The organism is Sphingobium sp. TomTYG74, assembly GCF_055393875.1.
Genome location: NZ_AP027341.1, coordinates 208723 through 221261, shown reverse-complemented (window position 1 = coordinate 221261; position 12539 = coordinate 208723). Strand labels below are relative to the sequence as shown.

At 64.0% G+C, this 12539-nt stretch carries 14 protein-coding genes; 8 read left to right on the top strand and 6 right to left on the bottom strand.

Going from position 1 to position 12539, the window contains the following annotated elements:
- Positions 1-6 precede the first annotated feature (6 nt).
- Genes ACZ5TB_RS01195 through ACZ5TB_RS01180 form a run of 4 tightly spaced genes read left to right on the top strand, consistent with a single transcriptional unit; the run spans position 7 to position 3997 of the window.
- Complete coding sequence (locus ACZ5TB_RS01195; protein WP_464791706.1) at positions 7-654, top strand: CpaD family pilus assembly protein; 648 nt, start codon at positions 7-9, stop codon at positions 652-654.
- A gap of 2 nt (positions 655-656) precedes the next feature.
- Positions 657-1937 (top strand): AAA family ATPase, encoded by a 1281-nt coding sequence (locus ACZ5TB_RS01190; RefSeq protein WP_464791705.1) that lies wholly within the window; start codon positions 657-659, stop codon positions 1935-1937.
- A 58-nt stretch (positions 1938-1995) separates the two neighbouring features.
- A complete protein-coding gene (locus tag ACZ5TB_RS01185) occupies positions 1996-2991 on the top strand; it encodes a type II secretion system F family protein (RefSeq protein ID WP_464779020.1) in 996 nt (331 codons plus the stop codon).
- A 16-nt stretch (positions 2992-3007) separates the two neighbouring features.
- On the top strand, positions 3008-3997 hold the full coding sequence (locus ACZ5TB_RS01180; RefSeq protein WP_464791704.1) for a type II secretion system F family protein: 990 nt from the start codon (positions 3008-3010) through the stop codon (positions 3995-3997).
- A 214-nt stretch (positions 3998-4211) separates the two neighbouring features.
- On the opposite strand, the gene ACZ5TB_RS01175 is transcribed toward ACZ5TB_RS01180, so the two are convergent.
- From ACZ5TB_RS01175 to ACZ5TB_RS01155, 5 genes are all read right to left on the bottom strand, one after another.
- Positions 4212-4904 (bottom strand): aspartate/glutamate racemase family protein, encoded by a 693-nt coding sequence (locus ACZ5TB_RS01175; protein WP_464791703.1) that lies wholly within the window; start codon positions 4902-4904, stop codon positions 4212-4214.
- Between the two features lie 58 nt (positions 4905-4962).
- Positions 4963-5616: an NAD(P)(+) transhydrogenase (Re/Si-specific) subunit beta gene (locus ACZ5TB_RS01170; RefSeq protein ID WP_464791702.1), complete on the bottom strand. Its 654-nt coding sequence runs from the start codon at positions 5614-5616 to the stop codon at positions 4963-4965.
- Positions 5613-5894 carry a proton-translocating transhydrogenase family protein gene (locus ACZ5TB_RS01165; RefSeq protein WP_464791701.1) on the bottom strand — a complete coding sequence of 94 codons (282 nt, stop codon included), beginning with the start codon at positions 5892-5894 and terminating at the stop codon, positions 5613-5615. The genes ACZ5TB_RS01170 and ACZ5TB_RS01165 overlap by 4 nt, the downstream gene beginning before the upstream one ends.
- 128 nt (positions 5895-6022) lie before the next feature.
- Positions 6023-7141: an NAD(P) transhydrogenase subunit alpha gene (locus ACZ5TB_RS01160; RefSeq protein ID WP_464791700.1), complete on the bottom strand. Its 1119-nt coding sequence runs from the start codon at positions 7139-7141 to the stop codon at positions 6023-6025.
- A gap of 25 nt (positions 7142-7166) precedes the next feature.
- The gene (locus tag ACZ5TB_RS01155; RefSeq protein ID WP_464791699.1) at positions 7167-7274 is read right to left on the bottom strand and encodes an aa3-type cytochrome c oxidase subunit IV; all 108 of its coding nucleotides are present in this window, start codon (positions 7272-7274) and stop codon (positions 7167-7169) included.
- Positions 7275-7449: 175 nt separating this feature from the next.
- On the opposite strand from ACZ5TB_RS01155, the gene ACZ5TB_RS01150 reads away from it, so the two are divergent.
- Both ACZ5TB_RS01150 and ACZ5TB_RS01145 read left to right on the top strand, forming a co-directional pair.
- Positions 7450-8898, top strand: coding sequence for a sigma-54-dependent transcriptional regulator (locus tag ACZ5TB_RS01150; RefSeq protein ID WP_464788215.1), 1449 nt, complete (start codon positions 7450-7452; stop codon positions 8896-8898).
- Positions 8899-8984: 86 nt separating this feature from the next.
- Positions 8985-9599 (top strand): hypothetical protein, encoded by a 615-nt coding sequence (locus tag ACZ5TB_RS01145; protein WP_464791698.1) that lies wholly within the window; start codon positions 8985-8987, stop codon positions 9597-9599.
- A 272-nt stretch (positions 9600-9871) separates the two neighbouring features.
- Here the strand turns inward: ACZ5TB_RS01145 and ACZ5TB_RS01140 are convergent, their stop codons facing one another.
- Positions 9872-10687 (bottom strand): HpcH/HpaI aldolase/citrate lyase family protein, encoded by an 816-nt coding sequence (locus ACZ5TB_RS01140; protein WP_464791697.1) that lies wholly within the window; start codon positions 10685-10687, stop codon positions 9872-9874.
- 99 nt (positions 10688-10786) lie between these two features.
- On the opposite strand from ACZ5TB_RS01140, the gene ACZ5TB_RS01135 reads away from it, so the two are divergent.
- Both ACZ5TB_RS01135 and ACZ5TB_RS01130 read left to right on the top strand, forming a co-directional pair.
- Positions 10787-11758 carry an SPFH domain-containing protein gene (locus tag ACZ5TB_RS01135; protein WP_464791696.1) on the top strand — a complete coding sequence of 324 codons (972 nt, stop codon included), beginning with the start codon at positions 10787-10789 and terminating at the stop codon, positions 11756-11758.
- Entirely contained in the window at positions 11758-12201 is a 444-nt protein-coding gene (locus ACZ5TB_RS01130; protein WP_464791695.1) for an NfeD family protein, read from the top strand. The genes ACZ5TB_RS01135 and ACZ5TB_RS01130 overlap by 1 nt, the downstream gene beginning before the upstream one ends.
- Positions 12202-12539 lie beyond the last annotated feature (338 nt).

Genomic DNA, 12539 nt, shown 5'->3' with positions numbered 1-12539 from the left:
ACAGTCATGACTTCCCTGTCCGCAAAAAATATTGTCCGGATCGGCACACTCGCCCTGCTGGCGCTGCCGCTTGCTGCCTGCAATTCCAGCGTCAATCGCGGCGTTGAATCGGTGCATCAGCCGGTCGTCAGCCACGATGCCTACACCTTCGACGTTCAGGCTGGCCCTGACGGCGCCCTCGCCGCTTCGGAGGCGCGCCGCCTGGAAGATTGGTTCACCTCCATCGGCCTTGGCTATGGCGATCAGGTCGCGATCGTGACCGACGCCTATTACAGCCCGGAACTGCGCGAAGGCATCGCGGACGTTGTCGCTCGTCACGGCATGCTGGTGGGTGAGGACAGCTCCGCCGCCGCAGGCTCCGCGCCTGCTGGCAGCGTCCGCCTGGTGGTGCGTCGTGCGACGGCCCGCGTGCCGGGCTGCCCCGACTGGTCCAGCAGGCAGGAAACCGAATTCCAGCTTGGCACCACCTCCAATTTTGGGTGCGGCGTCAATGGCAACCTCGCCGCGATGGTCGCCAATCCGGAAGATCTGGTGCGCGGCCAGAGCAGCGCAAGCGACCTGCGCACCGCCACTTCGAACCGGGCCATTTCGACCTATCGCGAAAAGACCCCGACCGGTTCGGGCGATCTTAAATCGCTGTCGGGAGGCAACTGATCATGAACGCACCCTGGAAACCTGCCATGTCTGGACAGCGCGACCCCTTCCACGCCTTTGTTTGCGACGATCATAGCCATGACCTGCTGGCCATGGTCGCGGCCGAGATGGGCTGGGCACCGGAAAAGGTGAACAAGGGCGGCATGCGCAATGCCGTGCAGAGCCTGTCGGTCAGCGCCAGCCCGCAAATCCTGTTCGTCGATATGTCCGAAAGCGGCGACCCGCTGAACGACATCAACAGTCTGGCCGAGGTATGCGAGCCCGGCACGGTTGTGATCGCCGCCGGTCAGGTCAATGACGTCCGGCTTTACCGCGACCTCGTCGCCAGCGGCATTCAGGATTATCTGCTGAAACCCTTTGGCGCGGATCAGCTTCGCGACGCGCTGGCACAGGCGCAGGCCGTGTTCTTCGCCCCGCGCGACGCAGGCCCCGAGCGACCGCACCTCACCACAGCCGTCATCGGCACGCGTGGTGGCGTGGGCGCTTCCAGCATTGCGACTTCGCTCGCCTGGCTGCTGAGTGACAAGCAGAAGCGGCCGACCGCGCTGCTCGACCTCGACGTCCACTTCGGCACCAACGCGCTGGCGATGGACCTGGAGCCGGGCCGTGGCCTGACCGACGCGATCGATAACCCCAGCCGTATCGATGGCCTTTTCATCGAACGCGCGATGGTGCGCGCCAGCGACACACTGGCCATCCTGTCGGCCGAAGCGCCCATCAGCCAGCCGATGCTGACCGACGGCGGCGCCTTCTACCAGCTGCTGGAGGAATTCCGCGCCGCTTTCGAATGCAGCGTCGTCGACCTGCCGCGCCATATGCTGATCCAGCATCCGCACCTGATGAGCGACGTGAATGTCGCCGTGGTGGTCACGGAACTGACGCTGGCGGCGGCGCGCGATTCGATCCGCATCCTGTCCTGGTTGAAGAGCAATGCGCCCCAAACGCGCGTGATCGTGGTTGCCAACCGCGTTCACGCGGGCGCCCAGGAAATCAGCCGCAAGGATTTCGAAACCTCGATCGAGCGCAAGGTGGACATCCTCGTGCCGTTCGACCTGCGGATCGCGGCGCAGTCCGCAAAACTCGGCAAGACATTGGCCGAAACCGCCAAGGGCAACAAGGTTGGCGCGGCTTGCATGTCACTGCTCGACGCCATCATGGGGGCCGCCGAGGATGGCGAAGCCGTGGATGGCAAGCCCGCGAAGAAAAAGGGCGACTCCCTGCTCGGCAAGATCGGTGACCTCAGGGGGCTGATCCCGGCGCGCAAGGACAAGGCCAAGGCCTAGATTTGGTTCTGGCATGCCGTCATCTGGCGGCATGCCCCTTTACGGAACGGGCGATATCATGAGCAATTCCATATTGCTGATCATGCTGCTGACGGCCTTCCTCGGCCTGATAGCGATGGCCTTTGCTGGCCCCTCGGCTGAAAAGGCCAGCAAGCGCCGTGTCGCCCTGATCCGCGAACGTCACAGCGGATCGACCGATGCGCTGATGGAAGCGCGCATGCGCAAGGCCATTTCCAACCGGCAGCCGGGCAGCGAGATGAAGATGCTCGTGTCGCTGGTTCCCAACCCGGAAAACCTGGCCAAACGTATCCGCATGACCGGCAAGAAATGGACGGTCAGCCAATATATGACCTCCTGCGCCTTCATTGCGCTGGGCATGTGCGCCTTTCTGTTCGTGCGCGGCTTCGCGCCGCTGCTCGCCATCATGATGAGCCTGGCGGCAGGACTTGCGCTGCCGCACATGTGGGTCGGCCGCCTGATCAACAAGCGGGTGATGCAGTTCACCATGAAATTCCCGGACGCGCTCGAGCTGCTGACACGCGGTCTGCGCTCGGGCCTGCCCATCACCGAGACTCTGGGCGTCGTGGCAAGCGAAGTGCCCGGCCCGGTGGGCGAGGAATTCAAGCTGATCACCGAACGCATCAAGATCGGCAAGACGATGGATCAGGCGTTGCAGGAAACGGCCGATCGCCTCGGCACGCCGGAATTCCAGTTTTTCGTCATCAGCCTCGCGATCCAGCGGGAAACGGGCGGCAACCTTGCCGAAACCCTCTCCAACCTTGCGACCGTGCTGCGTCAGCGCGCCCAGATGAAGCTGAAGATTCGCGCCATGTCGTCAGAATCCAAGGCGTCGGCCTACATTATCGGCGCGTTGCCGTTCCTTGTGTTCGGCATGATCTGCTACATCAACTTCGGTTACATGCACCCCTTCTTCACGCCTGATCCGGCGGGCCTTTTCGGCCTGTCGACAATGCAGGTCGTCGGCCTGGGCGGCATGTGCTGGATGGGCATAGGCGTCTTCATCATGGCGCAGATGATCAACTTCGAAATCTGACGGGGGAAAGAAAGATATGGAAACCGCTTCCCCCGCCGGCACTCTTTTCGGCATGTCCGCCACGGACTTCGGCACCTTGCTGGCCGCCATGGCGACGCTGGCCATGCTGTTCGTGCTGTATACCGTGATGACCGTGCGCGACCCGATGGCAAAGCGAGTCAAGGCGCTCAACGAACGGCGCGAACAGTTGAAGGCGGGGATTACCGCCTCCACTGCGCGCCGCCGCGCCAAGCTGGTCAAGAAGAGCCAGACGACCGACCAGATGCGGTCATTCCTGTCCAGCCTGAAGGTGCTGCAGGACGACCAGCTGAAGGAGGCACAGCTGAAGCTCGCGCAGGCGGGCATCCGGTCGAAGGATTTGGCGGTCGCCGTCATCTTCGGCCGCATGGTGCTGCCGATCGCCATCGGCGGTCTGGCCGCGCTGCTGCTCTATGGCGTCGGCATCTACCCCGATTGGGGCGGCGGCAAGCGTTTCATGGCCTTCGCCGTAGCGCTGCTGCTGGCCTACAAGGCGCCCGACATCTTCATCGACAACAAGATCCAGAAGCGCTCCGCTGCGATCCGCAAGGGGTTGCCCGACGCGCTCGACCTGCTCGTCATCTGCGCCGAGGCTGGCCTGACAGTCGATGCCGCCTTCAGCCGCGTCTCCAAGGAATTGGGCAAGGCCTATCCCGAGCTGGGTGACGAGTTCCAACTGACGGCGATCGAACTCAGCTTCCTGACCGAACGGCGCATGGCCTTCGAAAATCTCGCGAACCGCGTAAAGCTGGACGCGATCAAGGGCGTGGTTACGACCATGATCCAGACCGAGAAATACGGCACGCCGCTCGCTTCTGCTCTGCGCGTGCTATCCGCCGAATTCCGCCACGAACGCATGATGCGCGCCGAGGAAAAGGCCGCGCGCCTGCCCGCCATCATGACGGTGCCGCTTATCCTTTTCATTCTGCCGACGCTGTTCGTCGTGATCCTTGGCCCTGCGGCCTGCTCGATCAGCACGGCATTCTGAGACAGGCTAAAAAGGGGAGGAAGGGGGACGTCCGAAGGGGCGCCCCCTTTTTCATGTCTGCTCGGCCAAGCCGTTCCCTTTGACAGGCTGGAACGTCGTACCCCGTTACCGTTCGCCCTGAGCCTGTCGAGCCGAAGGCCGGCGAAGCCAACGGCTCTACTTCCTCTCGAAAGAAGAGGGCTTCGACAAGCTCAGCCCCGATGCTCTGAAGGGATCAGTCCCCCAGGATAACATCCACTCCGGCCCGCGCGTGGATCGCCGTGCCGTCATAGATGGGCAGCACGTTTGCCTTCACATCCACGATCATTTCCAGCTCGGTGCAGGCAAGGATCGCCGCCTGCACATTTTCCTTGGCGATGTCGGTCAGTTCCGATCGCATATAGCGTTCGGATTCGCGGCTGACCTTGCCGATCGTCAGTTCTTCATAAACGATGCGGTCGATCCGCTCGGCGAGTTCCAGGTCCGCAGGCAGCAGCGAAATGCCATGGCCGACCAGCCGCTGCCGGTAGAATTTTTCCGTCATGACATTGCGCGTGCCGATCAACGCGGCCCTTTGCACCCCGTCCGCCTTCATCTTGCGGCCAACCGCATCGGCAATGTTGATGATCGGCGTATCCACCCCGCCCTGCACTTCTTCATAGACGCGGTGCATGCTGTTGGCGCAGATCAGCAGCGCCTTTGCCCCGGCCTGCTCCAGTCGGCGGGCCGATGCCGTCAGCACTTCCGCAGCATGCGCCCACTCCTCCTCCGTGGTGGAGCGGCCGATGTCGGCGAAGTCGAGACTTTCGATCAGCAGGGGGGCGCTGTGCTGCCCGCCCTTCGCGCGGTACACCGCCTGATTGATGATCTGATAATAACGTGCCGTCGATGTCCAGCTGAGACCGCCGATCAGGCCGAGCTTCTGCATGGTGCGTCTTTACCCCAATTGCCGTCCGGGGGTGCCCCGGCGTCTGTCTCCTTCAGCGTTACGGACGGGCCTGCGCGTCGGCAAGCCCCTTCCCGCGCGCGCCACCGCATAAGCGCAGCGCAATTCCCGTTCCCGCCGCTCCGCCAAGCCCTCCGGCAACGGCCAGGCCCATATTTTCCAGCAGAAAAGCGAAGGCTGCGGCGGCCCAGCCGACCATGCCGATGCCGATCGCAAGCAATGCCATATTTCCACCCCCACGCCTCAGCAGCGCGGCGACAGCAGCGGTACAGGCACCACTTCCCGCCAGCGCCACGGCGCCAAGAGCCAGCAAATGGCGCGTCGCGACATCGGCGCTCCCCTCATCAACCAGTCCGAAGGCGAAGGGATTGAGCCAGGCGGCGGCGGCGGCGGAAATCATCGCCGCTCCCGCAAACCCGGCGAAAATCGTCAGCAGCACCGTCAACCGGCTTTCCGGCCATTCCCGTCCGAGCAACAGGCCAACCGCCCCGCCGATCAGCAGCGCGCCGATGATCTCCGGCGCGTTCAGCACATCCATGTCGTAGACGGCGGCTGCGGACAGGATCACCGTCCCCGCCAAAGCCGCCTGGCGCCGCCGCCTGCCCGCGACGGTCCCCAGCGGCCATAGCGCGAAAACGAACAGCATCGCCGCCACGGTCTGAGCAAGGATGATCGCGTCAAAGCTCAGGCTCACGGGCGTTTCGCTGCCTGTTGCGATTTTTCAGCCCGGCGCGTCGCGACATAGCCGCCGCAAAAGGTAGCGCTGGCAAGAATGAGGGCGATCAGGCTCAGATAGCGCGCCCAACTGCTGCTCACTTCTGCCGCGACCACCAGCGTTCCGGCAATGCCAGCGGTGATAAGCAGGAATAGCGGTACAATTCGGCTGTTCAGCTCGTCCATCGACAAGCGCCATGCGGCAATCGCACCAACCGCGCAGGCAAGCAGGATATAGAAGAGGAGAAGCCCGCTCATTCCTGCCTTCTGAAGGTCATGTTGAGGCCGTTCGAAACGGAGATCCGCACGGTGGGGCCGCCGCTACTGCTAGACCCCCAAAACGAAGACCTCCTCCCCCGCGCAAGGCACGGGAGAGGAGCAGCCCCTTACTGCAATCGGTCGCTGACGACCTTGCCGCCCTGCGTCAGGCGGATGGCGTTGCCGATTTCCTCGTCCAGCACCGGCGCATTCTGGTCCTTGTTCCAGAAGGCCGAGAGGAAATTATAGAGGTTGCGCGCGAACAGGGCCGAAGCATCGGCGGCAAGCCGCGATGGCACATTCTTGTGGCCGACGATCTTCACACCATGACGCTCGACCACCTGGCCCAGCACGGCGCCTTCGACATTGCCGCCCTGTTCGACAGCAAGGTCGACGATCACGCTACCCGGCTTCATCGTCGCGATCTGCGCGTCGGTGATGAGGCGCGGGGCGGGCTTGCCCGGAATCAGCGCTGTGGTGATGACGATGTCCTGCTTGGCGATGTGGCTGGACACCAGTTCGGCCTGCGCCTTTTGATATTCCTCGGACATTTCGGTGGCATAGCCGCCCTTGCCTTCGCCCTCGATACCCGCGACGCTTTCGACGAAAACCGCCTTCGCGCCAAGGCTTTCGATCTGTTCCTTGGTAGCGGAACGGACGTCGGTGGCGGATACCTGCGCGCCCAGACGCTTGGCCGTCGCGATCGCCTGAAGCCCGGCAACGCCAACACCCATGACGAACGCCTTGGCCGGGGAAATCGTCCCTGCCGCCGTCATCATCATCGGGAAAGCGCGGCCATATTCGGCCGCAGCGTCCAGCACGGCCTTGTAGCCAGCAAGGTTCGACTGCGAAGAGAGAATGTCCATCGACTGCGCGCGCGTGATGCGCGGCATGAACTCCATCGCCAGCGCCTCATAACCCGCCGCTGCATAGGCATCGACGCGCGCGCGCTCCACGAAGGGGTTGAGGCCCGCGACGATCCACGCGGCGGGCTTCGCGCCTGTAATGGTCGCGACGTCCGGCCCCTGAACGCCCAGGATGATGTCCGCGCCCGCCACCGTCGCAGCGCGATCGGCAATCGTTGCGCCCATCGCGGCATAGTCGGCATCAGCGATGGCGGCGGTCAGGCCTGCGCCTGCTTCCACCGCGACATCAGCGCCCAGCGCCTTGAACTTCTTGACGGTTTCCGGCGTACCGGCGACCCGGCGCTCACCCTCGGCAAGCTCCTTGATAATCGCGATCTTCATCGACATCCCCCTCGCGGCACCAATCTCAGCTGGAGATCAGCAGGACGACGATCGCAGCCAGCACCACGCATGCGATGGTGCCCCACTTCACGAGGGACACGAACCCCGAATAGGTCTGGGTTGCGCTCTCCATATTTCCTTCTGACGCCATTTCCATTCCCTTAGTCGCCTGTGTTTTTAAGCGCGCCCCTCTTATCGACAAGGTTCTCCCCCCTCAACCTCGAAACAGAGGAAGAAAAACTTTCCGGTTAAGGGCGCCTTTACCCCCTTGGTCTAGGCTGGCGCCACCGAACAAGAAGAGGGGTAAGATGGCGCGCGACGGCGTTCCCATGCTGATGCTGATCGATGAAGAGCCTGCCCAGCGCAGGCTTGTGTCGGCGCTCGCCGCACGCGCCGGGTGGCGCACAATCTTCGCGAGTGACGGCGACATGGCGATCGCCATGCTCGGCACGCAGGACGGCATGCGGCTCGACGCGGTGCTGCTCGATCAATGGATTCCGGGTCCGGAAGCCACCGGCCTCGTCCGCGAATTGCGCAGCCGTCGCCCTGCGCTGCCCATATTGATTCTGACCGCGCATAACAGTGTCGCGGTTGCCGTCGATGCAATGCGCGCTGGTGCGACGGATTATCTAGCCAAGCCGGTCGCGCCCGAAAGGCTGCTCGCCGCGCTCAACGCCACCCTGTCGCAGGAGCATGGCAAGGGCGAGCTGCGCCCGCTCACCGAAAAAATCTCGGCCGCCCTGTCGTTCGAGGATGTGGTCGGCGCAGCGCCGCAATTCCGCGCCGCCCTCGCCATCGCGGCAAAGGCGGCGCGCGCCCGCGTACCCGTCCTGATTGAAGGCGAAAGCGGCGTGGGCAAGGATGTCATCGCCCGCGCCATCCACGCCGCCTCGCCCCGCCACAAGCAAGCGATGATAACAGTCAATTGCGGCGCCATCCCCGCAAACCTCGTCGAATCGGACCTGTTCGGCCATGAACGCGGCGCCTTCACCGGGGCGTTCGAGCGTCAGGTCGGCAAGTTCGTCGCCGCCGACATGGGCACGATCTTCCTCGATGAAGTCAGCGAAATGCCGCTCGACGCGCAGGTGAAGCTGTTGCGTGTCCTGCAGGATGGCGAAGTACAACCCCTCGGCGCGCGCAGGCCGGTCCATGTCGATGTGCGGATCATCGCCGCAACCAACAAGCGGCTGGTCGAAGAAATCGAAGCGGGCCGCTTCCGCGAGGACCTCTATTATCGCCTGAACGTCGTGCAGCTGACCATCCCGCCGCTGCGGGAGCGGATCGGCGACGTGCCCGCGCTGTGCCGCCATCTGCTGGCCCGCATCGCCACCCAGCCCGGCCTCCGTGGCCTGGGCCTGACCGACGACGCGCTTGCCCTGCTGATGCAGCATGAATGGCCGGGCAATGTCCGCCAGCTGCAAAACGCTCTCTTCCGCGCCGCCGTCCTGTGCGAAGGCGACGCCCTGACGCCGCAGGATTTTCCGCAGATCGCCGCGCATATCCGGACGCGCGCCAGTGGCGAGCCGCTCCATCCCCGCCTGCGCACCGTGCCGCAGACGCATCGGGAAGCGGCGGGGATCACCCTGTTCGAAGGTGACGGCCATGTCCGGCAACTCGCGGAGATCGAAGCGGACGTCATCCGCCTCGCCATCGGCCATTATCGTGGCCGCATGACGGAAGTCGCGCGGCGCCTGGGCATCGGGCGATCGACCCTTTACCGCAAGCTCGCCGAACTCGGGATCGACAGCGCCGCCTGAACGCGCACGTCGCGGTACGGCGCTCATCCGCCGCTCGACATCGTTGCGACGTTGAAATGTCGGGCCGCCTATGCTTTGGACAGGGCATGAAAAAGCTCAGCCAAGCCGCCCTCCTCTCCCTCCTCCTGCTGGCCGCCTGCGGGCGCGCCGAGCCGGTGGAGGATATGCCGAGCCAGGAAGAACTGGCCGCCGCCGCCAATGCCGCTGCGGCCAAGGCGCTGGCGGAGGGCAAGGCGGAGGCCGCCGAGAATCGCAATTATGTGAATGACGATCGCGGCTTTTCGGTAAGCTTCCCGGAAGGCTGGGAACAGGATGCCGCCGCGACCACCCCCGATGGCACGGTCTTTCAAGACCCCGGCGCAGGCGCCGACGTCCGCGTCTTCTGGCAGCGCAATGGAGAACAGCAGACGCTCCAGCAGGTCGTCCAGTCGATGAGCAGCGGTTCGGAAGGCGTCGACGGCGACTTCATCGGCGACAATGAATATCGCGGCACGGCCAATGATGGCGAGGGCAATAATGTCGCCGTGCGTCTGCTCCGCCAGCCGGACGGGGGGATCGTCACCGCCACCTTCGTCTACCCGGAGATGCTGAGCGAACAATATCAGCCTATCGCGAAGAAGGTGCTGGATAGCTTGCGTGTTTTTGCGGCGAAGGGGGCGGCGCCGGAGGCCGGGAATGCTGCAAACGCGGTGGAGCGATAGAGAAACCTCATCTCCCCTCCCGCCTGCGGGAGGGGCCGGGGGTGGGCCTGCGCAACGTCAATTAGTTATTCAAAGGCCCGCCCAGAAGCTCGCTTCGCTCGCGCCCACCCCTAGCCCCTCCCGCAGGCGGGAGGGGGATGTTTCAGACTCGCCCCAAAATCCGTCATGCCAGCGCAAGCTGGCATCTCCCTCGATAGCGCTCAACCCAGCCTAACGCGATCCCAGCATCCGCTGGGATGACAGCGTTAACAGGCAATCACACCCCACACCCATCAACCCATCACCGCCTCAGCCCTCGCAACAAGCGCCCGGGCCTCCTCAACATGCATCCCCTCGATCATGCGCCCTTCGAACCGCTCAGCCCCGCCCGTCGCCGCCTCGATCAGCCGCCGTGCATCAGCCACCGCCTGCGCATCCGGCCCGAACACCTGATTGGCGACCGGAACCTGGCTCGGGTGGATCAGCGTCTTGCCGTCGAAACCAAGGGCGTGCCCGGCGGCACATTCCGCTTCGAACCCCGCTTCGTCATCCAGCCGGTTGAACACCCCATCAAATACCGCGATCCGCGCCGCCCGCGCGCTCAGTATCACTGACTGCAAGGCGAAGCTCAGCCCTTTCCGACCCGCCGAAGGAGGAATGCCCAGGTCCTGCCGCAGGTCATTGGTGCCCATGAACAGCCCGGCCGTTCCCTCCTCCGCCGCGATCGACGTGGCGGCCAGAACCCCTGCCGCGCTTTCGATCATGGCGATGACCGGTTTCTGGCAGACGCTGAACACATCGCGCACCTGCTTGGCGTTTTCGACCTTGGGCAGGATGACATAGTCTGCGGCGGAGCGCTTGACCGCGACCATTTCCGGGCCATACCAGGGCGTCCCTTCAACATTGATCCGCACGGCGCACAGCCGTTTTCCAAATCCTTCCGCCGCCGCTTCCACGGCATTGGCGCGCGCCTCCTCCTTGCGATCGTCGGGCACGGCATCTTCCAGGTCCAGCATGACCATATCGCACGACAGCGTACGCACCTTGGCAATGGCGCGCTTGTTCGACGCCGGCAGAAACAGCAGCGATCGGGCGTGGCGCAGCAACATGGCAGGTCTCCTGTATGGCCCAACCGCCTTTGTGACGGTTTGACTTTCCCCGTTAACGAATCCGCGTCATAGTCAAGCGCTTCTTAGGGGGAGAAAAAGATGCTGACGACCTTCGCGCTAACGGTGACCTTCCTGGTGCTCTTCTATCTGGCCGTGAGCGTCAAGGTAGTGCGGCAGGGCTATCAATATACCATCGAACGCTTCGGCCGCTTCACCGAAGTCGCGCGTCCCGGCCTCAATTTCTACCCCGCCTTCTTCTACGCCGTCGGCCGCAAGATCAACATGATGGAGCAGGTCGTCGATATTCCGGGGCAGGAGATCATCACCAAGGATAACGCCATGGTGTCGGTCGATGGCGTCGTGTTCTTCCAGGTGCTGGACGCCGCGAAGGCCGCCTATGAAGTCTCCGAGCTTTACGTCGCGATCATGCAGCTTGCGACCACCAACCTGCGCACGGTGATGGGCTCGATGGACCTCGACGAAACCCTCTCGAAGCGTGACGAGATCAACGCCCGCCTGCTGTCCGTGGTCGATCATGCCACCAACGCCTGGGGCATCAAGATCACGCGCGTGGAGCTGAAGGACATCCGCCCGCCCGCTGACATCGTCAACGCCATGGGCCGCCAGATGAAGGCGGAGCGCGAAAAGCGCGCCCTGATCCTTGAGTCCGAAGGTCTGCGCGCTTCTGAGATCCTGAAGGCCGAAGGGCAGAAGCAGAGCCAGATCCTGGAAGCCGAAGGCCGCCGCGAAGCCGCCTTCCGCGATGCCGAAGCGCGCGAACGCGAGGCCGAAGCGGAAGCCAAGGCGACCCAGATGGTGTCGGAAGCGATCGCGAACGGCAACGCACAGGCGATCAACTATTTCGTCGCCCAGAAATATGTCGATGCGGTGAGCCAGTTCGCCACCTCGCCCAATGCCAAGACCATCCTCTTCCCGGTCGAGGCCACGCAGCTGATCGGCACGCTGGGCGGCATCGGCGCGCTCGCCAAGGAAGCGCTGGGCGGTGACGGCGCCCCGACCTCGCCCGCTGCTCCGCCCCGCCGCAGCCCCTTCGCGCAGGGTCAGAGCTGATGGACTGGCTCGGCATGCTGGACGATCATTGGGGCTGGCTGGTGTTAGCCGCGCTGCTCGGCGTCGCTGAAGTGATGATCCCCGGCGTGTTCCTGATCTGGGTCGCGCTGGCGGCGGCGGTGACGGGGCTGATCGCGCTGCTGTTGCCGGTATCCGTACCGGTGCAATTGCTGATCTTCGCCCTGCTCTGCCTCGTGTCGGTCTGGGGCGGTCGCCGCTGGTATGCCGCCAATCCGGTGGGCTCACAGGACCCCCTCCTCAATGATCGGACGGCGAGGCTGATCGGCGAGGTCGTGCTGGTGGTCGAACCGATCGAAGCAGGCCGGGGACGCGTGAAGGTGGGCGACAGCGTCTGGTCCTGCCGAGGCCCCGACGCGCCAGCGGGGAGCCGGGTACGCGTGGTCGGTGCGGAGGCGTCGGTGCTACAGGTAGAATTGGCCTGAGGTGTCATTCCCCCTTCCGCTAGCGTTCAAACGAGGCACGTGACTCGTTTGAAGGGGTTAGGGGGTGGGCTGGCGCAACATCTGGCTTGTTATGTGGGATAACCCAGAAGCTCGCTCCGCTCGCGCCGACCCCTAGCCCCTGCCGCTCGCGGGAGAGGAATGTCTTTGATGGGTGGGGAAGCGGACATTTATCCTCCCCATCGGCAGATGGGGAGGGGGACCGTTCGCGAAGCGAATGGTGGAGGGGAAATCTCGCAGGTCGTGCCACTTTCCCCTCCACCAGCCTGCGGCTGGTCCCCCTCCCCACGCTTCGCGCAGGGAGGATTTGGAATGGCTAC